Consider the following 21,091-nt stretch of genomic DNA (forward strand, 5'->3'; position numbering starts at 1 on the left):
GGCTCCGGCTAGATACTGAACAGGCGCTGCGCCACCAACGAACCGGCCGGCATGCCGCGCGCTTCCAGCTTGTTGTACAGCGTTTCAAGCTGGCTGAAGATCGCGACGAACGAGGCCTCGGTCAGCGGCCGCATATTGTCGTCGACCAGCTGCGCGCCCATGCGCTGGGCCAGCGTGTGACCGTATTCGCACACGGTCTTGAACGGCTTGGCGGCCTGGTCGGCCACCGGCACGTCGAGCAGCAGCGTGATCTGGCGGCCGGCCTTGACGGTCAGGTCGTCGCGCAGGAAGTTGGTGTCGCCGAACTGCAGCGTGAACAGCGGACGCTGCACGCCCTCGGCATTGGCCTGGTAGCGGATAAAACGCGTGCCGTCGCGCGACAGCACCAGCCCGTCCTGCGTGGCAACGTTCTGCACGTACGCCGCCGACCACGGCGCGCCATCCGAGATCACGTTGACGCCCAGCTGCACGTCGCAGCCGGCGGCAAAGCCGTCGAGCTCGCGCGCATTGGCGACGGTCTCGCTCATGTCCGGCAGGTCGGCCGAAGCGTCGAGCGACTCGGCCAGCGACTCCACCGCGGTGATGAACTCCGAAAATTCCAGCGCGTTGAGCGGGCCGCCGCGGTTGGCCAGCTGCACGCCGACCTGCAGGTCTTCGTACTGGTGGCCGGCGGTGACCGGCTCCCATGCATTGGCTTCGGTGCGCAGGCCCTCGATATGGACCTGCTTGGTGCCGGCGCGGCGCAGCCGGCCGGTCAGCGGCAGGATGCGGTCACCGGAGGCCTTGCGCTCAAGGTGCAGGGGCACGATGCAGTCGATCAGCGGATCGATCAAGGCAGGCGTGGGCTGGCCATCGGGCACGGCGGCCACCGGAGCTGGGGCGGGTGCAGGTGCGGGAACCGGGGCCGGAGTGGCCTCGGCTTTGGCTTCAGCCTCGTCCTCGGCGGCCTCGGCATGCGTCGCGGCGGTCGCGACGGACACTTCCTCGGCGACGACTTCGTCGGCGTCCGCGGTGCTTGCGGCGGCCGCAGCGGCGGCAGCCGCATGGTTGCTGTCCGTCGCCACCGCGGCACCGGCCGTGGCCTGCGCCGGAGATAGCGTCGGCTCACGCCGCGGTGCCTGTTCGGCAGCGGCTTCGTGAAGGCGCGCGGCGGTTTCCGGCGCGGTGCCCTGCCCGACCACCGGCTCGCGCATCGGCGGCAGGTCGTCTTCGGGGCTGAGCTCGCGCGGGCGGCGCGCCTTGCGGATCTGCCACTGGTTGTAGCCGAACACCAGTACCACGAAAACCAGGCCCGCGACGATCAGCGCGGTCTGCAGGTCCATGTTCAGTTTCATGCTGCCTCCGCCATCGAAACCGCCGCGTCCATATCCACGGCCACGATACGCGAAACGCCCTGCTCCTGCATGGTCACGCCAATGAGTTGATGAGCCATTTCCATGGCAATCTTGTTATGTGAGATGAAAACGAATTGAGTCTTGTCCGACATGCGCGCCACCATATTGGCGTAGCGTTCGGTGTTGGCGTCGTCCAGCGGCGCGTCCACCTCGTCCAGCAGGCAGAACGGTGCCGGGTTGAGCTGGAACATGGCAAACACCAGCGCAATCGCGGTCAGCGCCTTCTCGCCGCCCGACAGCAGGTGGATGGTCGAGTTCTTCTTGCCCGGGGGCTGCGCCATCACCTGCACGCCGGCGTCGAGGATTTCCTCGCCGGTCATGATCAGGCGCGCCTGGCCGCCGCCGAACAGCGACGGGAACAGCTCGCCGAAATGATGGTTGACCTGGTCGAAGGTGCCCTGCAGCAGCGCGCGGGTTTCCTGGTCGATTTTGGCGATCGCGTCTTCCAGCGTATTGATGGCGTCGTTCAGGTCGGCCGACTGCGCATCGAGGAAGGTCTTGCGTTCGCGCGCCGCCGCCAGTTCATCGAGCGCGGCCATGTTGACCGGGCCCAGCGCGTTGATGGCGTTGTTGATGCGCGTGACTTCGCCCTGCAGGTATGACGGCTTCAGATCGCCGGTCAGCTTGTCGGCCAGCGCGGCCTCGTCCACTTCGGCCGCGGTCAGCTGCTCGCTGAACTGCTCCTGGTTCAGGCGCGCGGCCTGTTCCTTGAGCTGCAGCTCGGTGATGCGGTCGCGCAGCGGCTGCAGGCTGCGCTCGGCGGCCAGGCGCTGCTCGTCGTGCTGGCGCAATTGCGCCGACAGCGCATCGAGTTCGGTGCGCGCGATGGTGAGCTTTTCTTCCTTCTCGGCGCGGCGCTCCAGCGCTTCCTGCAGGCCGGTATGCGCGGTCTGCTCGTTGATGGTCTCCAGCTCGGCGCGGGCGTTTTCCAGCGATTCGGCGATGCGTTCGGCCTGGTCGGCGGCCACCTGGATATTGCGGCGCAGCTCGTCGATGCGGCTGGCCAGGTTGCGCTCGGCAAAGAGGGCTTCCTGTGCGGCGCGCTCGAAATCACGCAGTTGGTGGCGCGCGCCCGAGAGCTTGCTGTCCAGCGCCTCGAAGGCCATTTGCTGGTCTTCGTGAGTGGCCTGCATCTCTGCCAGCGCGGCGTCATGCTGCTCGAAGCTGGCTTCGGATTCGGCCCGGATGGCGCGTTGTTCCTCGATCTGCGCGTGGATTTCGTCCAGCTCCTCGCGGATCTGGCCGCTGCGGGCGGAGTAGCGCTCCATCGCCTGCGACAGCTTGAGCACGTCCATCTGCAACGCGTGCACGCGGCGGGTAGCCTGCTCGGCGCGCGCGCGGGCATCGCCGAGCCCCTGGCTGGCCTGGGTGTAGGCCGCTTCGGCACGCACCGCCTGGGTCTTGGCTTCGTCGGACAGCAGCAGCTGCGCGCGCGCCTGCTTCTGCAGATTTTCGATCTCCTGCTCGCGCGCCAGCATGCCGGCCTGCTCGGAATCGGCGGCGTAGATCTGGATGGCGTTGCGGCCCACCAGGTGGCCCTCGGCCACGACGAACGACGCGCCGTCAGGCAGCGTGTTGCGTGCGGCCAGCGCCTGCGCCATGTCGGTGGCGACATAGATATCGGCCAGCCAGTCCTGCATCACGGCGCGGATGCCCGGCTCAGTGATCTGGACCAGCGACATCAGCGGGCGCAGGCCGGCAGGCGTTTCCAGCGGACGGGCGGCGGCCGGCGGCGAGTAAAACGCCAGCTTGGCCGGCGGCGCGTCGGACAGGAAGGCCTTGACCCAGTCCAGGTTCGACACTTCCAGCGCGGCCAGCTTCTCGCGCAGCACGGATTCGAGCGCGTTTTCCCAGCCCGGCTCGATATGGACCTTCTTCCACAGGCGGGGCAGCTCGGCCAGCTCATGCCTGGCCAGCCACGGCTGCACCTTGCCGTCGGTCTGCACGTTCTCCTGCAGCTGGCGCAGCGCCGACAGGCGCGCCTCCAGCGTGGCGATTGCGGAGGCTTCGCTGTGCACGCGCGCCTGCGCGGCGCGGCGCGCTTCGTCCAGGCGCGGCACGCTCTCTTCGGCGTCGGCCAGCACGGCCTGGGCTTCCTCGACCAGCGCTTCCTGCTCGGCCAGCTCGGCGCGGGCCTGCTCCAGGCGGGTCTCGTCGGGACGGTCCAGGCCCTTTTCTTCCGCCGACAGGCGTTCGCGGCGCTGTTCCAGCTGCTGCAGCATCTGGTCGGCGCTGCGCTGCTGCGCGGCTTCGAGCTTCAGGGCCTGCTCGGCCTGCATGATGCCGGCGCGCTGCTCGTTGAGCAGTTGCTGGGCGTCGCGCCATTGCCCTTCCAGCGTCGGCAGTTCGTCGTTCTTGTGGGCGACGGCTTCCTGCGCCTCGACCGTGCGGCCTTCGGCCACGGCGAGGTTTTCTTCGGCCTGCGCCAGCTCGTCGGTGGCCTGTTCGGCCTTGCCCTGCCACTGCTCGCGCTGCCCGGTCAGCGCGGCGATCTGGGCCTGCACGCGATTGCGCGATTCCACCACGTAGCGGATCTCGGCTTCGAGCTTGCTAACTTCGGCGTTGGCCTCATACAGCGCGCCCTGCGCGGCGTGCATGCCATCGGACGCCGCGTAATGCGCGGCGCGCATGGTTTCGAGCTCGGCTTCGACATGGCGCAGCTGCGCGGTCTGCGCTTCCAGGTCGATCTGGGCCTGCTCGATGGCGCGCTGGTGGCGTTCCTGCTCTTGCTGGGCCTCGCGCTTGCGCAGCAGCCACAGCAGGTGCTGCTTTTCTTCGCCGTCGGCATGCAGCGTCTTGAAGCGTTGCGCCACCTCGGCCTGGCCTTCCAGTTTTTCGAGGTTGCTGCCGAGTTCGCGCAGGATGTCCTCCACGCGGGTCAGGTTCTCGCGCGTGTCGGACAGGCGGTTTTCGGTTTCGCGGCGGCGTTCCTTGTACTTGGACACGCCCGCGGCTTCTTCCAGGAAGATGCGCATGTCATCGGGCTTGGCCTCGATGATGCGCGAGATCATGCCCTGCCCGATGATGGCGTAGGCGCGCGGGCCCAGGCCCGTGCCCAGGAAGATGTCCTGGATGTCGCGCCGGCGCACCGGCTGGTTGTTGATGTAGTAGGACGAAGTGCCGTCGCGGGTCAGCACGCGCTTGACCGCGACTTCGGCGTACTGGCTCCACTGGCCGGCGGCGCGGCCCTCGGCATTGTCGAACACCAGTTCGACACTCGCCCGGCCGGCCTGCTTGCGCGCGGTGGAGCCGTTGAAGATGACGTCCTGCATGGATTCGCCACGCAGCTCTGACGCACGTGACTCACCCAGCACCCAGCGCACCGCATCGATGATGTTCGATTTGCCGCAGCCGTTGGGACCTACGATGCCGACCAGTTGGCCGGGCACTTGAAAATTGGTGGGATCGACAAATGACTTGAAGCCCGCCAGCTTGATCGAGGATAGTCGCACGGTTTCTCGTGTGGTATCGGCCACTCCGGTATCGGAACCGGGTCGGCCTGGTATCGGGGCTATTGCACTGTTCAGAAAGCCGGGCTGCGCGGGAGCCGGCGCGGCGTGACGCCAGCACCTCAAAATACCCCTCGGGCCCGAGAATTGGGGCTAATCATACCATCGCAGATGCCTTCGCCGGCCCGTTTGGCAGTCGCCCCGGCGTCATATCCCATGGCCGATTTCCCTTGCTATTCCGCCCCTTACAAGCGTTTCCGCAAGCACTTTGGCAGGCGCCGTGGGCGCTGTCAGCCAGCGTTGCCGGCCAATCGCCGGGAAACTAATTAGGGTAAATGCTAGTCTCTGATCTGTCGGCGTGACTCCGGATGCGCTCCGAGCCAAACGCCCATGAACGCCCCTCGCAGCCTTTGGCCAACCAGGAGGACAGAGCATGAGTGAACCGTCAACGGCCGCCCGGCCGTGGTCTGTCAGCGACATCAACTACCAGGCGATCGACGTGGAACGCGTACGCGGCGACCGCGATCTCTTCTACCTGTTGGTGTCGGCCTCGTTCATCGAGAGCGGATCCGACACCTATGCAGGCAACCTTGCCACCTATTACGCCCGTGTGCCCGACGCGGCCGACTGGCTTGCCGAGCACTGGGAAGCCGAGGAACTGCAGCACGGGCTGGCGCTGCGGCGCTATGTCGAGCATGTCTGGCCGGAATTCGACTGGGAGCGCGGCTATGCACGCTTCTTCGACGAGTACAGCAAGACCTGCTCGATCGACCAGTTCGAGCCGACCGAGGGCCTGGAAATGGCGGCCCGCTGCGTGGTGGAAACCGGCACCGCCGCCTACTACCGCGCGCTGGAACAGGCCAGCGACGAACCGGTGCTGCGCGACCTGACGCGGCGCATCTCCAACGACGAGGTGCGGCACTACAAGCACTTCTACCAGTACTTCAACCGCTTTGCGGCATCCGAGCGGCTGGGCCGGCTGCGCGTGCTGGGTGCGCTGGCGCGCCGGCTGCTGGAGATCAAGAACGAGGACGCCGCGATCGCGCTGCGCAATGTGCTGCGCATGGAGCGCGGTGTGGAGGCGGTGTCAGAAGCCGAGGTGCGCGCGCTCAATGCGCGCGTGTCCGGGGTGATCCGGCGCAACATCCCCATCGAAATGACCGTGAAGATGCTGCTGCGGCCGCTGCACTTGCACCGCGGCGTCGAGCGCGCGGTACGGACGCCACTGGTGGCAATGGTGTCGCGGGTCATGCTGCACTGAAGCACCCGCCGGCTCAGTCAGTGACATGCCGCTGCCTCGGCGCCCGCTGCGGCCGGCGCCGGCGCGCGGCTCCGGTGCACCAGTCCCGACAAAGCGCCGGCGGCGATGATGCACAGGCCGCCGGCCGCTTCCTTCCAGCTCAGCACCTCGGTCGCCAACCACCACGAGGACAGCGCTGCGATCACGATTTCGAACAGCATCAGCAGCGACACGCGGTTGGCCGGCAGCCGCTGCAGCCCGTATTGCACCACCGAGTTGCTGACCACCAGCACCGCCGCCAGGCCCAGCACCAGCATGCCCACGCTGACCTGCGCGCCCGCGACGATGGCCACCGACGGGCCATCGAGCAGCAGCGCGGCCGGCACGCCCACCACCGTGCAGCCCAGGTAGACCACCACCGTGCGCACGCGTGCGTCCATGTCCGGGAAGCGCTGGCCGGCGCGGCGCGACAGCACATTGTTGACGGCAAAGCCCATGCCGCCGATCAGGCCCGACCATTCGGCGGCGGAGCCCGGCAGCGGCACGCCGACCTCTGGCGTCCACAGCATCAGCCCGGCGCCGAACAGGGCCAGCGCCACCAGCGACAGCCCCGCCGCCGACAGCCGCTCGCCCAGGAACAGCCGGGCAAACAGCGCGGTCCAGACCGGGGTCAGGTAGAACAGCAGCAGCACGCGCATCACATGGCCGTTGACGCTGCCCCAGACGAAGCCGGCGTTGGTCACGCCCGCCGCCAGCCCGATCGCGACGAACAGCAAGTGCGGGCGCAGGCCGGCCAGGTGCCGGCGGAAGACCAGCAGCGACAGCACCGCCGCGACCGAGCTCACCAGCGCCGCGGCGTGCATGCCGCCCAGACCCCAGCCCGCCAGCACGCGGTACGGGAACCAGGCGATGCCCCAGACCGAGGCGCCGATCAGGATGGAAAGCGATGCCTTGACCGCATGGCGGTCGGCCGGCGCATGCTGCGCCGCAACAGTATTTGTGCTCATAAAGGGAATCAGTGCGAGGCGAGCCGGGCCGCCGACCGGTGACAGGCAGGCAGGGTCCGGACGGCGCCGGCGGCCATCACCAGGGCGTGATGCCCGCCATCCGTGCTCGTGGCCGGCCGCGCGGGCCGGGCCGGCGCACGGAAACCCGCGCCGTTCCTCTATAATGCGTCGTTTTAACCGGCCCCGACTGACACTGTGAATCCGCGCCTCGACCTGCTCCAGCCCTACCCGTTCGAGAAACTGCGGGTGCTCTTTGCGCAGGTAAAGCCTGCCGACAAGCCGGCCATCAGCTTTGGCATCGGTGAGCCCAAGCATCCGACGCCTGAATTCATCAAGCAAGCGCTGGCAGAGTCGCTCGCGGGGCTGGCGAATTATCCCACAACGGCAGGTTCCGATGCACTACGGCAGTGCATCGCCAGCTGGCTGGAACGCCGCTACGGCCTGCCCAAGGTCAACGCCACCACCGAAGTGCTGCCGGTGACCGGCTCGCGCGAGGCGCTGTTCGCCTTTGCCCAGACCGTGGTCGACGGCACCCGCGCGGGCGCGCTGGTGCTGTGCCCCAACCCGTTCTACCAGATCTACGAAGGCGCGGCGCTGCTGGCCGGCGCCACCCCGGTGCTCGCCAACAGCGACCCGGCGCGCAACTTCGCCCCGGCCTTCGACCGCATCGCCGACGAGGTCTGGCAGAAGGTGCAACTGCTATTTGTGTGCACGCCCGGCAACCCGACCGGCGCGGTGCTGTCGCTGGAAGACTGGAAGCAGCTGTTTGCGCTGTCGGACCGCTACGGCTTTGTGATCGCCTCGGACGAGTGCTACTCGGAGATCTATTTCGACGAGGGCCGCGCCCCGCTGGGTGCGCTGGAAGCCGCGCACAAGCTGGGCCGCGGCCTTGACCGGCTGGTGATGTTCTCGAGCCTGTCCAAGCGCTCCAACGTGCCGGGCCTGCGCTCGGGCTTCGTCGCCGGCGACGCCGCGCTGCTGAAGAAATTCCTGCTATACCGTACCTACCACGGCGGCGCCATGAACCCGGCGGTGCAGAGCGCCAGCATCGCCGCCTGGAACGATGAATCGCATGTGCGCGAGAACCGCGCCGCCTACGTGCGCAAGTTCAGCGAAGTCACGCCGATGCTGGCTGAGGTGCTGGACGTGGCGCTGCCCGATGCAGGCTTCTACCTGTGGGCCGATGTCTCGCGCACCGGCCTCACCGATACCGAATTCGCCGCGCGCCTGCTGGCCGAGCAGAACGTGACCGTGCTGCCCGGCAGCTACCTGGCGCGCGAAGCCGACGGCATTAACCCGGGGGCAAACCGCGTGCGCATGGCGCTGGTGGCGACGCCGGAGGAATGCCTGGAAGGTGCGCGCCGGATCGTGGAATTCTGCAAATCGCTGGCCTGAGGCTTTGGCCTTGACCACTGGTTTGCTCCCCTCTCCCGCTTGCGGGAGAGGGGCCGGGGGAGAGGGCAGGCGGTTCTACCAGCGTGGTGCCTTGCTAGACCACCCCTCTCCCCGACCCTCTCCCGCTGAGGGGAGAGGGAGAACACAATTGGCCGAACATCAACATTCAACACCTGAGAAAACGAACATGACGCAAGCTCTGCAAGCCCTGATCGACCAGGCCTGGGAAGACCGCACCAGCCTGTCGCCCAAGTCCGCCCCCAACGACATCCGCGAAGCCGTCGCCAACGTCATCAGCCAGCTGGATTCCGGCGCGCTGCGCGTGGCCGAGAAGCAAGGCAAGGACTGGATCGTCAACCAGTGGATCAAGAAGGCCGTGCTGCTGTCGTTCCGCTTGGAAGACAACGCGCCGATGAGCGCCGGCGGCTTTGCCCAGTTCTACGACAAGGTGCCGACCAAGTTCGCCAACTGGAGCGCCGACGACTTCGCCAAGGCTGGCTTCCGCGTGGTGCCGCCGGCCGTGGCCCGCCGCGGCTCGTTCATCGCCAAGAACGCGGTGCTGATGCCGTCGTACGTCAACATCGGCGCCTACGTCGACGAAGGCACCATGGTCGACACCTGGGCCACGGTCGGTTCGTGCGCACAGATCGGCAAGAACGTCCACCTGTCGGGCGGCGTGGGCATCGGCGGCGTGCTGGAGCCGCTGCAGGCCAACCCGGTGATCATCGAAGACAACTGCTTTATCGGCGCGCGCTCGGAAGTGGTTGAAGGCGTGATCGTGGAAGAGAACTCGGTGATCTCGATGGGCGTGTACCTGGGCCAGTCGACCAAGATCTACGATCGCGAAACCGGCGAGATCCACTATGGCCGCGTGCCGGCCGGCTCGGTGGTGGTGGCGGGCAACCTGCCGTCCAAGGATGGCAAGTACAGCCTGTACTGCGCCGTGATCGTGAAGAAGGTCGACGCGCAGACCCGCGCCAAGACCAGCCTGAACGACCTGCTGCGCGGCGACTGAGCACGCCTGGCGCAGCCCGCAACGGCTGCGCCGCCCCGTCCCGGGGCCCGGCCCCGGGGCAGTATTTCCGTTGTCACCCCGCCTGGCCAGGCTGAACATGCCTTCCCTCCGCAAGCGACTCATGGCCCTGGATCCCACCACCGTCAGTACCGTGCTCTCCCTGCTGCCCACCATTCTCGAGCAGGCCAACAAGACCATCGAGAAACTGAAGAAGAACAAGCGCAAGGACGGCACGCCGGAAGGCGCGGTGGCCGACACGCGCGATCCCGCCGCCCGCATCGCCGAGCTGGAAGCCGCTGCCGTGCAGCAGGCCGAGGCCGTCAAGCTGCTGGCCGAGCAACATGCCATCACCATCGACGCGCTGCGCAAGGAAGCCGCCCGGCTGGACCGCCGCCTGCGCCTGATGACCGCGGTGGCCATGGGCGGCGTGGCGCTGGGCCTGGGCGGCCTGGTGATCGCGCTGAACCTGCTGTTCCGCTGAATCCAATCCATCAAGACTAGCCATGACCGTCCTGCTCTACGGCATACCCAACTGCGATACCGTCAAGAAAGCCCGCACCTGGCTGGATGCCAACGGCGTGGCCTACACCTTCCACGACTTCAAGAAGCAGGGCGTGGATGAAGCCATGCTGCGCGGCTGGCTGAAGCATGTGCCGCTGGACACGCTGCTCAACCGCAAGGGCACCACCTGGCGCACGCTGTCGGACGCCGACAAGGCCCGCGCCGAGCAGGAAGCCGGCGCGATCGCCTTGATGCAGCAAAGCCCGTCGCTGATCAAGCGCCCGGTGCTGGCCCACGATGGCAAGGTGATGGTCGGCTTCTCCGCCGACCAGTACGCCGGCCAGTTCTGATTTCCATTTCCGTAGTCCGATGACCGCCACCCTCGCCCTCACCGAAGACCTGATCCGCCGCCGCTCCGTCACGCCCGCCGACGAAGGCTGCCAGGCCATCCTGGAAACCCGCCTGAAGGCGCTCGGCTTCGACTGCGAAGCGCTCGTCAGCGGCCCCGACGATTTCCGCGTGACCAACCTGTGGGCGGTCAGGCGCGGCACGCAGGGCAAGGACGGCAAGCTGCTGGTCTTTGCCGGCCATACCGACGTGGTGCCGACCGGCCCGCTGGAGCAGTGGCATTCGGACCCGTTCGCGCCGACGCACCGCGACGGCAAGCTGTACGGCCGCGGCGCCGCCGACATGAAGACCTCCATCGCCGGCTTCGTGGTGGCGGTGGAAGAGTTCGTCAAGGCGCATCCTGCGCATGCCGGCTCGATCGCCTTCCTGATCACCAGCGACGAGGAAGGCCCGGCGCACGACGGCACCATCAAGGTGGTCGAGGCCCTGTCCGCACGCGGCGAGCGCCTGGACTACTGCGTGATCGGCGAGCCGACCTCGGTCGACACGCTCGGCGACATGGTCAAGAACGGCCGCCGCGGCTCGCTGTCGGGCAAGCTCACGGTCAAGGGCATTCAGTGCCATATCGCCTACCCGCACCTGGGCCGCAACCCGATCCATGAAGCCGCGCCGGCGCTGGCCGGGCTGGCCGCCGAGGTCTGGGACCAGGGCAACGAGTACTTCCCGCCGACCAGCTGGCAGATGTCGAACATCCACGGCGGCACCGGCGCCACCAACGTGATCCCGGGCCACGTCACCATCGACTTCAACTTCCGCTTCTCGACCGCCAGCACGCCCGAAGGCCTGAAGGCGCGCGTGCATGCGATCCTGGACCGCCACCAGCTCGAATACCAGCTGGACTGGACCCTGGGCGGCGAGCCCTTCCTGACCCCGCGCGGCGAGCTGTCCGACGCGCTGTCGTCGGCGATCGAGGCCGAGACCGGCGTCAAGACCGAGCTGTCGACCACCGGCGGCACTTCTGACGGGCGTTTCATCGCCAAAATCTGCCCGCAGGTGATCGAGTTCGGCCCGCCCAACGCCAGCATCCACAAGATCGACGAGCACGTTGAAGTGCGCTTCATCGAGCCGCTGAAGAACGTCTACCGCGGCGTGCTGGAACGTCTCGTCGCCTGATTTTTTTCGCCGAAAGACACCCATACATGGCAACGCCCTCTCCCCTGCGCACCGTGCGCGACCTGCTGCGTCTCGCAGTCTCGCGCTTTACCGCCGCGCGCCTGTCCTTTGGCCACGGCAGCGCCAATGCCTATGACGAAGCCGCCTACCTGGTGCTGCATACGCTGAACCTGCCGCTCGACACGCTCGATCCCTTCCTGGACGCGCGCCTGCTGCCCGAGGAAGTCGATGCCGTGCTCAAGGTCATCGACCGCCGCGTCAATGAGCGCGTGCCGGCCGCCTACATCACGCACGAGGCCTTTATGCACGGCCTGCGCTTCTACGTCGATTCACGCGTGATCGTGCCGCGCAGCTTTATCGGCGAACTGCTGCAGGACGGGCTGGAGCCCTGGGTCGGCGAGACCGACAGCATCGGCCCGGTGCTGGAGCTGTGCACCGGTTCCGGCTGCCTGCCGATCGTGGCCGCGCACGTGTGGCCGAACGCGAAGATCGACGCCGTCGACATCTCGCCCGACGCGCTCGCCGTGGCGCGCCGCAACGTGGCCGACTACAAGATGGACGACCGCATCCGGCTGTATGAAGGCGACCTGTACGCGCCGCTGCCGCACGGCGCCACCTACGACGTGATCCTGACCAACCCGCCCTACGTCAACGAAGGCTCGATGCAGGCGCTGCCGCCGGAATACCTGGCCGAGCCGCGCATCGCCCTGGCCGGCGGCGACGACGGCATGGACGTGGTGCGCCGGATCATCGCCGGCGCCAAGGCGCACCTGAATCCGGGCGGCGTGCTGGTGGTAGAGATCGGCAACGAGCACGCCAACGTGGAAGCCGCGTTCCCTGAACTGGAAATCGTCTGGCTGCCGGTCAGTGCGGGGGATGAGCAGGTATTCCTGCTGACCTACGACGCCCTGCCGGGCTGAGTGGACAGGCAGGCCGGCTCGCCTGCCATGCAATCTGGGCGAACACCGGCCACGCGCCGACCATGCTGACCGCGCACGCTCTACACTCACTGCTAGGCACCACGTTCGGTCTTGTCACCGACCCGTCCGAGCGGGGCAGCGGCAGGACCTACTTCCTGCCGCCCATCACCTGGCAGCCACCGCGGTCGACCCGCATCCTGCACGTACGCACCGATGCCGCCGGCCACGTCGCGCAGGTGCGCCTGTGCATTTCCTCCGATAACAACAACAGCGTGTTCGCTCCGCAGCCGGTGCAGTGGCAAACCCTGCGCCCGCTGGTAGCGGCCGAGATCGCGCAGTACCGAGACTACGCGGCCCGAGCAGGCCGCTGTTGAAGCCGTGACCCCCAGCAACACCCGCCTCCCCGCATCGCCCGACGCCCTGCCCGCCCATGCCCCGGCAGCGCACGCCGCGCGCGGTATCGCCCTGCTGACGTTCGCCTTTGCGCTCAGCCAGTTCTTCCGCTCCTGCCTGGCGGTGATGGCGCCCGAACTGCAGCATGATTTCGGGCTGTCGCCGGCGGGCTTTGGCGCACTGTCTTCGTCGTTCTTCCTGGCCTTTGCCGTGACGCAGATCCCGGTGGGCATTGCCTTCGACCGCTACGGCGTGGGCCGGCCGACCGCGCTGCTGCTGGCGGTGGGCGCGGTGTCGTCGATCCTGTTCGTGCTGGCGCCAAACGGCGCGGCGGCCACGCTGGCGCAGGTAGGGCTGGGGCTGGCATGCGCGCCGGTCTTCATGGGCCTGCTGCATTTCGCCTCCGAGCAGCTGTCCGAGCGCGACTACACCCGCGTGGTCAGCCGCTCCAATGCCATGGGCATGATCGGCGCGCTGTGTGCCACGGCGCCGCTGGGCTGGGCCATCTCGCTGATCGGATGGCGCCCGTCGATGGCGGTATCGGCGCTGGGCATGGTCGCGGCCTGCTATGGTGTGTGGCGCTTCGTGCGCGACCAGGGCCATGCCGAGGCCCGCAGCGCGTCGTGGCCGGCGATGCTGTCGGAAAGCCTGCAGCTGCTGAAGCTGGTGCCGCTGTGGACGCTGATTCCGCTGTGCGTGGCGATGTCCGCCGGCACCGCCTTCCGCAATGCCTGGAGCGGCCCCTACCTGGCCGACGTGTTCGGGCTGGGCTCGGCGCCGCGCGGAGTGGCGCTGGCGCTGCTGAGCCTGGCCGGCTTCCTGACCGCCTTCCTGCTGCCGGTGCTGGTCCGCCGCAACACGCTCAAGACCGCCATCGCCGGCTGGTCGTGCTTTGCCATGTCGGGCTCGTTCCTGCTGGCGCTATGGCCGGACAGCGGCATCGGCTACGGCGTGGCGATGATGGCGCTGCTGTCGACCATCGGCATGCTGCACCCGCTGGTGATGGCGCAGGGCCGCGGGCTGATCACGCCGTCGCGGCGCGGGCGCGGGCTGGGGCTGCTCAACACCTTTGTGTTCCTGGGATCGGCGCTGACGTCATGGGGCTACGGGCTGATCGCCAATGCCGGCCATGTGCGCGGCTGGCCGCTGCCTTCCACCTATGCGGCGATCTTCCTGTCCGCGGGCCTGCTGATTGCCGCCGCGCTGGTGCCCTACTTCTTCAGCCAGCCGCATCCCACCAGTCATTAGCCAGACTCAGGCTGCGGCAAGCGCCCTGGCCATGTCGGCGATGATGGTGAAGCGGATCACGCGCAGGCAGGCCAGTTCGCCGGCAAACCCGCCGGTGAGCACCGGGCGCTCCCGCGCCATGGCCGCGTTCTGTTGCTCGGCCTGCTCATAGAGCGCCTGCGCGGCCGGCCCGATGCCGCGCAGCATGGCGTCCAGCCGCCGCTCGGCGGTCACGCCGGTCAGGCCCAGCGCGCGCCCTGCCTCCAGCACCAGCGCGCGCGAGAAATCGCTGTAGAACTCCACCCCCAGCACCGGCCAGGCAAAGCGGTGCGCCTGCGGCCAGCCGGTCTTGTCATAGGTGCGGGTGGCGTAAGCCGCCTCGCTGAGCAAATCGTAGAACGGCGCCAGCGCAATGCCGGCATCGGACACCAGGAAGCTCAGGTTCTTCAGGTGCGCGTCCGAATTGCCCACCAGGATGTTGAACACCAGCCAGTCGAACAACCGTGCCCGCGCCACCGCCGGGGCGCGGCACAGCGTTGCCAGTTGCGCCAGCCGCTCGACGCTGCCCTGGTCGTATTTGAAGGTGCGCGGCAGGTTCAGCAGCTGGCAGGCATCGATCGCATGCAGCCGCTGCCACTGCCCTTGCTGCGTGAGATGGCGATCGAAACGGTCGATCAGGTAGACCGGCGACGGCACATAGCGCCGGTGCACGGGCGGCACCTCCAGCTTCAGCCGCGCGGCCAGCGACATCACGAACCACTCGTTGATGACCGAATGCGGATAGATCTCCTGCATCTGGTGGGCCGGCTTCAGGATATGCGTGGACGGCGTATCCGCGCCGGGCTCGAACAGCGCGCCGTCCTGCAGCACCACCGCCAGCTTGTGCTGGGCACCGGCCAGCGACATGCGCTTGACCGCGCCATGCGTAAGCGGCACGCTGGGCAGGCTGTGGATGCGGGCGTCGAGCGCGGCGTCGCTCAAGGCGCGCAGGGCCGGCGCGGTGGCGGGCCCGCGGCCGGGCGGCAGCAGCGTCAGCGAGCCCGCCGATTCCGCCCCGTAGTGGGCCAGCAGGGCAAAGGCATCGGCCTCGTTGCGGATGCTGGCATCGCGTGCCAGCAGCGCACGCTGGCCGTCCTCGGGCAGCAGGTTGTCGAAGTACCACTGCACCGGCCGCAGCGTGCTGCCATCGGCGAGCGCCTCCCGCTGCAGCGGCAGCGCCGGGCTCAGGGCGAAGGCGTGCGGGTTGCCCAGCCACTCCGCGTCATAGCGGAATGACCAGGCATCGCTGGCTTCATGCAGCTCGCCGACCGGCGCTCCGTTGATGCTGGCGACCAGTACGCGCTCAGCCATGCTGGTCGCCTCCCTTGACCGCTGCGCGCCGGTTGCGGCTGCGCGCCTGGCGTTGCCTGAGCTTGGCGAGTTCAGGCGCTACCAGCGGGGCCGCTGCCTCCGGCATATCCACCACCACGCGCAGGCCAAGCCCTTCCAGCACCTGGAACAGCTTGCCCCACTGGATGCCTTCGGCCCCGTTCTCTACGCGCACCATGAAGTTCTCGCTGACGCCGATGGCGCCTGCGGCATCGTCCTGACGCAGGCCTTGCGCCTTGCGGGCAGCGCGCACGAAGGCGCCGATATCGCCGGGTTCGGTGAGGGTCACTGGCACAAAAATCTCCTTGATTGCAAAGACTTTAGTGTTTCCAGGCGGGGAAATCAAGAAATCTCCCTGATTGCGAAGATTCAAGCCTCTGAACGCAGCCGACTGGCAAAATCTCCTCATTCGCAAAGATTATTGCTGTAGCCGACCGCCGGACGCAGCCATTCGCACCGGTGCCGCCTATCGCTTCGCTTGCAAAAAGCCAGACTTATCGATTTAAGAATTCCGCTGGCGCGCTTACACCTTTACCGTTTGTGACACCAACATCCCGGCCCGACCTGGCGACAAGGGACAACGGCTGCGCCCGCGGCCGGCATAACGAGGAGACAAGCTGATGGCATCCCTGATCGCATCCCGGCGCCGCGCCTGGGGCCGCCGCGCATGGCTGGCCGGCATGCTGGCCACCGCGGCCACAACCGCCTTGCCGTCCGGCGCCAGCGCCGAGACCTGGCCATCGCGCCCGGTCCAGTTGCTGATCCCCTACCCGCCGGGCGGCAGCGCCGACCTGCTGGCCCGCCCGGTCGCAGCCAGGCTGCAGGAGCGCCTGGGCCAGCCCGTGGTGCTGGACTACCGGCCCGGCGCCGGCGGCACCATCGCCAGCCAGGCGCTGGTGCGGGCCAAGCCCGACGGCTACACCCTGATCATGGTGCTGGCCGCCCATGCCATCAATGCCAGCCTGTACCCGAAGCTGCCCTATGACACGCGCAAGGACTTCGCGCCGGTCTCGCTGGTGGCCAGCCTGCCGATGATCCTGGCCGGGAGCCCCTCGCTGCAGGCCACCAACGTGAAGGAGCTGATTGCCGAGGCCAAGGCCGCGCCCGGCAAGCTGACCTTCGCCTCGGCCGGCAACGGCAATACCGGCCACCTGGCGGGCGAATTGTTCGATTCCGTCGCGGGTATCAAGATGACCCACGTTCCGTACAAAGGCAGCGCACAAGTGGTGACGGCAATGCTGTCGGGCGAGGTCCAGCTGACCTTCGACAGCATCTCCACCACCCTGCCGCATGTGAAGAGCGGCAAGCTGCGCGCACTGGCCGTGACCGGCAGCCAGCGCGCCGCGGTCGCGCCCGAGGTGCCGACGCTGGCCGAGGCCGGCGTGCCGGGCATCAGCATCACCGGCTGGTATGCGATGCTGGCACCGGCCGGCACGCCGCAGCCCGTGATCGACCGGCTCAGCACCGAGATTGCCACGGTGCTGCGCCAGCCCGAACTGAAGGCGACGCTGGCCGCCAACGGCTATGAGCCGGTGGGCTCGACGCCCGCCGCGCTGCGCACCCATATCGACGCCGAGATCAACCGCTGGAGCAAGGTGGTGAAGGACTCCGGCGCACAGATCCAGTAAGACTGCTTCGATCCATCATTGCTCATCGGGCGCCGCCAGGCCGGCGTCCGCATTCCCTTGCCGAACATGACCCAACCGACCCCGCTCCAACGCCCCTTTACCACCATGTCCGTGCTCGTGCGCGAGCACGCCACGCAGCGCCCCACGCAGCGCGCCCTGATGCATGGCGAGCGCGTGCTCGACTATGCCGGCCTCGATGCCGCCATGGACCGCATTGCCGCGGCGCTGGCCCGCGACGGCGTGCGCCCCGGCGAGGCCATCGCCATCTGCGCGTCGTCCTCGATCGAATACGCGGCGGTGTACCTGGGCGCGGTGCGCGCAGGCGTGGTCGTGGCGCCGCTGGCACCGTCATCCACGCCGGACAGCCTGGCCGGCATGGTTGCCGACGCGGCCGCGCGCATCCTGTTCACGGATGCCACCGTGGCCGACGTGCTGCAGCCCGTGCGCGACCAGCTGGCCGCCACGCCCATCGTCACGCTGGACGGCAGCGACGCAGGCCAGCCGTACCAGGCCTGGCTGGCACCCGCCGGCACACCGGTGACCGAGCCCGGGATCCGCCCGGAGATGCCGCTCAACATCATCTATTCCTCGGGCACCACCGGCACCCCCAAGGGCATCGTGCAGTCGCACGGCATGCGCTGGGCCCATGTGTCGCGCGGCGCCGCCACCGGCTATGGCACGCATGCGATCACGCTGCTGTCGACGCCGCTGTATTCCAACACCACGCTGGCCAGCTTCTTCCCGACCATCGGTCTGGGCGGCACGGCGATCCTGATGGCCAAGTTCGATGCGGGCCAGTACCTGGCGCTGGCGCAGCAGCATCGCGCCACGCACACCATGCTGGTGCCGGTGCAGTACCAGCGGCTGCTGGCGCATCCGGAGTTCGACCGCCATGACCTGTCGTCCTTCCAGCAGAAGTTCTGCACCAGCGCGCCGTTCAGCCCCGCCCTGAAGGCCGAAGTGCTGCGGCGCTGGCCGGGCGCGCTGACCGAGCTGTACGGCATGACCGAAGGCGGCGGCGGCTGCCTGCTGTTCGCCGACCAGTTCCCCGACAAGCTGCATACCGTGGGGCGCCCCGCCACCGGTGCCGACGTGCGCATCATCGACGACGAGGGCCGCGAACTGCCGCCCGGCAGCACCGGGGAAGTGGTGGGCCGCTCGGCGGCGATGATGAACGGCTACCACAACCAGCCGGAAAAGACCGCCGAGACCGAGTGGCACGACGCGCAGGGCCAGCGCTTTATCCGCACCGGCGACATCGGCCGCTTTGACGAAGACGGCTTCCTGGTGCTGATGGACCGCAAGAAGGACATGATCATCTCGGGCGGCTTCAACATCTACCCGAGCGATCTCGAGGCGGTGGTGCGCGAACACCCGGCGGTGACCGATGTGTCGGTGGTGGGCGTGCCGTCGGAGCGCTGGGGCGAGACCCCGGTGGCCTTCGTCGCGCTGCGCGCCGGCGGCGGCGCCACGGCACAGGACGTGCTGGCCTGGGCCAACCAGCACCTGGGCAAGACCCAGCGGCTGGCCGCGATCCATGAGGTGGAGAGCCTGCCGCGCAGCGCCATCGGCAAGGTGCTCAAGCGCGAACTGCGCGACCGCATCACCGGCGCCTGACGCGCCGCGCACGGCACAAGCGCAAGCATCCACACAAAAAGTTGGCGAGGATGCTTGCGCAATCAAAAAGGCGTCTCTATAATTCGCGCCTTCGCTAGGCTCGTAGCTCAGCTGGTTAGAGCACCACCTTGACATGGTGGGGGTCGTTGGTTCGAGTCCAATCGAGCCTACCAACGCACAACGGAACACGGACGGTACGCATTGCGCACCGTCCGTTTTTCTTTTCCGGCGCCGCTTTCAGGTGCCGATGCCGAACTCCGCCAGCACCGCTTCGGTATGCTGGCCCAGCGCCGGCGCATTCCCTGCCGGCCGTTCCGATCCTGCCATGCCTGGCAGGTTGGCCCACGGCACTTCGCCGATCCCAGCCAGCGGCAGCCGGCCGAACACGCCCGCCTGCGCGCATTGCGCGCTCTGCGGCAGGTCCCGTGCATGGCCCACGCGCGCGAACAGCACATCGTGCTCGGTCAGCAGCGCCTCCCAATGCGACAGCGGCTGTGCTGCAATCGCCTGCGCCACGCGCCGGCCCAGCTCCGCCGCGCGCGGCAGACGGCCGGCGCTGGTGTGCAGCGTGATATCGGCCAGCCAGTCGTCGAAACCCAGCAGCGTTGCCAGCCGCACGAACATGGCGTCGTTGAGCATGCTCAGGTACAGCCGGCCATCGGCCGCATCGAACAGCCCGGTGGGCGCATTGGCCACGGCCAGTTCCGCATCGGGGAACATGGCGTCATCCACCATCAGGTAGGACTGCAGCGCGGCACTGGTCTCCAGCAGCGACAGCCGCACGTGCCGGCCGCGGCCGTTGCGCGCGGCCTTGTACAGCGCTGCCGACGCATGCTGGGCCGCATAGAGCCCGGTGCTCAGGTCGACCATGTAGAAGGCGATGCGGCGCGGCTGGCCGGCGCTGTCGCGGTTCAGGTGCATCAGGCCGCTGAAGGCCTGCATGGTGGTGTCCACCGCCGGCATGTTCGCCATCGGGCCGGCATGGCCGTAGCCAGAGATCGAGACATAGACCAGCGCCGGGTTGCGCGCGGCCAGCGCCTCGTAGCCAACGCCCATGCGCTCGGCCACGCCGGGGCGGAAGTTCTGGATCACCACGTCGGCCTGCTGCGCCAGCCTGGCGATGGCGGCCCGGCCGCTGTCGCTGCGCGCGTCCAGCAGCACGCTCTCCTTGCCGGCGTTGCAGGCGACCGCGATCGCGGTCTGGCCGGCGCGGATGCGTCCCATCTGCCGCGACCAGTCGCCTCCCGGCGGCTCCACCTTGACCACGCGCGCGCCCTGCTGGCGCAGGATCAGGCCGCAGTACGGGCCGGCGATGCCCTGGCTCAGGTCGAGCACGATCAGGCCGTCGAACATGGCATCGTCCGTTGCCACTTGTGCATGGTGCATGTCGTGCCCTCCGTTCAGATATCCAGCATGACCTTGCCGATGGCGCGGCGCGACATCGTGGTGTCGACGGCGTTGAGCCAGTCGTTCAGCGGGAAGTGCTGCAGCACGGGCGGCGCCAGCTTGCCGCTGGCTGCCGCCTGCATGATCTCGGCCACCATCGCCTGCACCGGCTGCGCAAAGCGCCGGCGCTCGTCGGTCAGGCCCCAGCCGATGTAGTAGCCGTAGTTGAAGCCGATCAGGGTCAGGTTCTTCACCAGCAGCAGGTTGGCCGGCACCTCCGGGATGCGCCCGCTGGCATAGCCGATCGACAGCAGCCGCGCGCCCGGCGCCGCGCAGCGCAGCGAGGCGTCGAAGAGATCGCCGCCGACCGGATCGAACACCACGTCGGCCCCGCCCGCGGGGCACAGCGCCTTGACCGCTGCCGCCAGCGTGGCCGCGTCGGACGGCAGCGCATGCGCGGCGCCGTTGCGCAGCGCCGCCTCGCGCTTGGCCTCGGTGCTGGCGGTGGCGATCACGCGCGCGCCCATCAGCCGGCCCACCTGTACCGCGGCCGTGCCCAGCGCGCCGCTGGCGCCATGGACCAGCATGGTTTCGCCCGGCTGCAGCGCGGCGCGCCAGGCCAGCGCCGCCCAGACCGTGCCATAGGTGATGGGCAGCGCCGCCGCCTGGGCCAGCTCCAGCCCGTCAGGCACCGGATAGACCGTGTCGGCCATGGCCACCGCTTCCTCGGCGAAGCCGCCCCAGTCCAGCGCCGCGGCCACGCGCTGGCCCGGGCGCAGCCGCGTGACATCAGGCGCCACCTCGATGATTTCGCCCGCGGCCTCGGTGCCGGGGATGAACGGCAGCGGCGGCTTGCGCTGGTACTTGCCGGACACAAACAGGCTCAGCGCAAAGCCCACGCCGGCATGGCGCACACGGATGCGCACCTGGCCCGGCGCCAGCGGCTGGCGCGGCAGGCGTTGCAGTTCCAGCTCGCTCCAGTGGCACCAGCGGGAGCAGACCAGCCCCAGGTAATCGGTCTCTTGCATCG

General features: G+C 68.3%; 18 protein-coding genes and 1 tRNA gene. 12 read left to right on the top strand and 7 right to left on the bottom strand.

Going from position 1 to position 21,091, the window contains the following annotated elements:
- Nucleotides 1-8: 8 nt before the first annotated feature.
- Nucleotides 9-1,334 (bottom strand): cell division protein ZipA C-terminal FtsZ-binding domain-containing protein, encoded by a 1,326-nt coding sequence (locus tag AC1Q6V_RS21330; RefSeq protein ID WP_037024882.1) that lies wholly within the window; start codon nucleotides 1,332-1,334, stop codon nucleotides 9-11.
- Nucleotides 1,331-4,846, bottom strand: a complete 3,516-nt coding sequence (smc, locus tag AC1Q6V_RS21335) for a chromosome segregation protein SMC (protein WP_010814175.1) — start codon at nucleotides 4,844-4,846, stop codon at nucleotides 1,331-1,333. The genes AC1Q6V_RS21330 and smc overlap by 4 nt, the downstream gene beginning before the upstream one ends.
- A gap of 430 nt (nucleotides 4,847-5,276) precedes the next feature.
- On the opposite strand from smc, the gene AC1Q6V_RS21340 reads away from it, so the two are divergent.
- A complete protein-coding gene (locus AC1Q6V_RS21340; RefSeq protein ID WP_011615475.1) occupies nucleotides 5,277-6,104 on the top strand; it encodes a ferritin-like domain-containing protein in 828 nt (275 codons plus the stop codon).
- Nucleotides 6,105-6,121: 17 nt separating this feature from the next.
- Here AC1Q6V_RS21340 and AC1Q6V_RS21345 read toward each other — a convergent pair whose 3' ends face one another.
- Nucleotides 6,122-7,090: a DMT family transporter gene (locus AC1Q6V_RS21345; protein ID WP_010814177.1), complete on the bottom strand. Its 969-nt coding sequence runs from the start codon at nucleotides 7,088-7,090 to the stop codon at nucleotides 6,122-6,124.
- 195 nt (nucleotides 7,091-7,285) lie between these two features.
- Here AC1Q6V_RS21345 and dapC point away from each other — a divergent pair, with 195 nt between their 5' ends.
- From dapC to AC1Q6V_RS21385, 8 genes are all read left to right on the top strand, one after another.
- A complete protein-coding gene (dapC, locus tag AC1Q6V_RS21350; protein WP_454750315.1) occupies nucleotides 7,286-8,485 on the top strand; it encodes a succinyldiaminopimelate transaminase in 1,200 nt (399 codons plus the stop codon).
- A gap of 187 nt (nucleotides 8,486-8,672) precedes the next feature.
- Entirely contained in the window at nucleotides 8,673-9,500 is an 828-nt protein-coding gene (gene dapD / locus AC1Q6V_RS21355) for a 2,3,4,5-tetrahydropyridine-2,6-dicarboxylate N-succinyltransferase (RefSeq protein WP_010814179.1), read from the top strand.
- A gap of 97 nt (nucleotides 9,501-9,597) precedes the next feature.
- Entirely contained in the window at nucleotides 9,598-9,981 is a 384-nt protein-coding gene (locus tag AC1Q6V_RS21360; protein WP_011615476.1) for a hypothetical protein, read from the top strand.
- A 22-nt stretch (nucleotides 9,982-10,003) separates the two neighbouring features.
- Nucleotides 10,004-10,351 (top strand): ArsC family reductase, encoded by a 348-nt coding sequence (locus tag AC1Q6V_RS21365; protein ID WP_454750316.1) that lies wholly within the window; start codon nucleotides 10,004-10,006, stop codon nucleotides 10,349-10,351.
- Nucleotides 10,352-10,370: 19 nt separating this feature from the next.
- The gene (gene dapE / locus AC1Q6V_RS21370; RefSeq protein WP_454750317.1) at nucleotides 10,371-11,522 is read left to right on the top strand and encodes a succinyl-diaminopimelate desuccinylase; all 1,152 of its coding nucleotides are present in this window, start codon (nucleotides 10,371-10,373) and stop codon (nucleotides 11,520-11,522) included.
- A 26-nt stretch (nucleotides 11,523-11,548) separates the two neighbouring features.
- On the top strand, nucleotides 11,549-12,442 hold the full coding sequence (gene prmB / locus AC1Q6V_RS21375; RefSeq protein WP_035815487.1) for a 50S ribosomal protein L3 N(5)-glutamine methyltransferase: 894 nt from the start codon (nucleotides 11,549-11,551) through the stop codon (nucleotides 12,440-12,442).
- Between the two features lie 62 nt (nucleotides 12,443-12,504).
- Nucleotides 12,505-12,816 carry a hypothetical protein gene (locus AC1Q6V_RS21380; protein WP_010814184.1) on the top strand — a complete coding sequence of 104 codons (312 nt, stop codon included), beginning with the start codon at nucleotides 12,505-12,507 and terminating at the stop codon, nucleotides 12,814-12,816.
- A 4-nt stretch (nucleotides 12,817-12,820) separates the two neighbouring features.
- Nucleotides 12,821-14,083, top strand: a complete 1,263-nt coding sequence (locus tag AC1Q6V_RS21385; RefSeq protein ID WP_454750318.1) for an MFS transporter — start codon at nucleotides 12,821-12,823, stop codon at nucleotides 14,081-14,083.
- A 6-nt stretch (nucleotides 14,084-14,089) separates the two neighbouring features.
- Here AC1Q6V_RS21385 and AC1Q6V_RS21390 read toward each other — a convergent pair whose 3' ends face one another.
- Together AC1Q6V_RS21390 and AC1Q6V_RS21395 are read right to left on the bottom strand one after the other, a co-directional pair.
- On the bottom strand, nucleotides 14,090-15,412 hold the full coding sequence (locus tag AC1Q6V_RS21390) for a HipA domain-containing protein (protein ID WP_454750319.1): 1,323 nt from the start codon (nucleotides 15,410-15,412) through the stop codon (nucleotides 14,090-14,092).
- Nucleotides 15,405-15,725, bottom strand: coding sequence for a helix-turn-helix domain-containing protein (locus AC1Q6V_RS21395; RefSeq protein ID WP_037024885.1), 321 nt, complete (start codon nucleotides 15,723-15,725; stop codon nucleotides 15,405-15,407). Before AC1Q6V_RS21395 ends, AC1Q6V_RS21390 begins: the two co-directional genes overlap by 8 nt.
- Before the next feature lie 325 nt (nucleotides 15,726-16,050).
- Between AC1Q6V_RS21395 and AC1Q6V_RS21400 the strand changes: the two genes are divergently transcribed.
- From AC1Q6V_RS21400 to AC1Q6V_RS21410, 3 genes are all read left to right on the top strand, one after another.
- Complete coding sequence (locus AC1Q6V_RS21400) at nucleotides 16,051-17,058, top strand: tripartite tricarboxylate transporter substrate binding protein (protein WP_454750320.1); 1,008 nt, start codon at nucleotides 16,051-16,053, stop codon at nucleotides 17,056-17,058.
- 66 nt (nucleotides 17,059-17,124) lie between these two features.
- Nucleotides 17,125-18,675: a class I adenylate-forming enzyme family protein gene (locus AC1Q6V_RS21405; protein ID WP_058698027.1), complete on the top strand. Its 1,551-nt coding sequence runs from the start codon at nucleotides 17,125-17,127 to the stop codon at nucleotides 18,673-18,675.
- A gap of 96 nt (nucleotides 18,676-18,771) precedes the next feature.
- Nucleotides 18,772-18,848: transfer RNA gene (locus tag AC1Q6V_RS21410), tRNA-Val, on the top strand.
- Nucleotides 18,849-18,912: 64 nt separating this feature from the next.
- Here the strand turns inward: AC1Q6V_RS21410 and AC1Q6V_RS21415 are convergent.
- Together AC1Q6V_RS21415 and AC1Q6V_RS21420 are read right to left on the bottom strand one after the other, a co-directional pair.
- Nucleotides 18,913-20,061 (bottom strand): CaiB/BaiF CoA transferase family protein, encoded by a 1,149-nt coding sequence (locus AC1Q6V_RS21415; protein ID WP_454749060.1) that lies wholly within the window; start codon nucleotides 20,059-20,061, stop codon nucleotides 18,913-18,915.
- A gap of 14 nt (nucleotides 20,062-20,075) precedes the next feature.
- Nucleotides 20,076-21,089, bottom strand: a complete 1,014-nt coding sequence (locus AC1Q6V_RS21420) for an NADPH:quinone oxidoreductase family protein (protein WP_058697992.1) — start codon at nucleotides 21,087-21,089, stop codon at nucleotides 20,076-20,078.
- Between the last annotated feature and the right edge of the window lie 2 nt (nucleotides 21,090-21,091).

This window comes from Cupriavidus sp. GW823-FHT07B10 (genome assembly GCF_058794355.1).

Bases quoted from the DNA above. Each gene is read 5' to 3' on its own strand.
- dapD (WP_010814179.1), top strand. From the start codon at position 8,673: ATGACGCAAGCTCTGCAAGCCCTGATCGACCAGGCCTGGGAAGACCGC.
- AC1Q6V_RS21340 (WP_011615475.1), top strand. From the start codon at position 5,277: ATGAGTGAACCGTCAACGGCCGCCCGGCCGTGGTCTGTCAGCGACATC.
- prmB (WP_035815487.1), top strand. From the start codon at position 11,549: ATGGCAACGCCCTCTCCCCTGCGCACCGTGCGCGACCTGCTGCGTCTC.
- AC1Q6V_RS21380 (WP_010814184.1), top strand. From the start codon at position 12,505: ATGCTGACCGCGCACGCTCTACACTCACTGCTAGGCACCACGTTCGGT.
- AC1Q6V_RS21365 (WP_454750316.1), top strand. From the start codon at position 10,004: ATGACCGTCCTGCTCTACGGCATACCCAACTGCGATACCGTCAAGAAA.
- AC1Q6V_RS21420 (WP_058697992.1), bottom strand. From the start codon at position 21,089: ATGCAAGAGACCGATTACCTGGGGCTGGTCTGCTCCCGCTGGTGCCAC.
- AC1Q6V_RS21360 (WP_011615476.1), top strand. From the start codon at position 9,598: ATGCCTTCCCTCCGCAAGCGACTCATGGCCCTGGATCCCACCACCGTC.
- AC1Q6V_RS21400 (WP_454750320.1), top strand. From the start codon at position 16,051: ATGGCATCCCTGATCGCATCCCGGCGCCGCGCCTGGGGCCGCCGCGCA.
- AC1Q6V_RS21330 (WP_037024882.1), bottom strand. From the start codon at position 1,334: ATGAAACTGAACATGGACCTGCAGACCGCGCTGATCGTCGCGGGCCTG.
- AC1Q6V_RS21390 (WP_454750319.1), bottom strand. From the start codon at position 15,412: ATGGCTGAGCGCGTACTGGTCGCCAGCATCAACGGAGCGCCGGTCGGC.
- AC1Q6V_RS21345 (WP_010814177.1), bottom strand. From the start codon at position 7,090: ATGAGCACAAATACTGTTGCGGCGCAGCATGCGCCGGCCGACCGCCAT.
- AC1Q6V_RS21405 (WP_058698027.1), top strand. From the start codon at position 17,125: ATGACCCAACCGACCCCGCTCCAACGCCCCTTTACCACCATGTCCGTG.
- dapE (WP_454750317.1), top strand. From the start codon at position 10,371: ATGACCGCCACCCTCGCCCTCACCGAAGACCTGATCCGCCGCCGCTCC.
- AC1Q6V_RS21415 (WP_454749060.1), bottom strand. From the start codon at position 20,061: ATGCACCATGCACAAGTGGCAACGGACGATGCCATGTTCGACGGCCTG.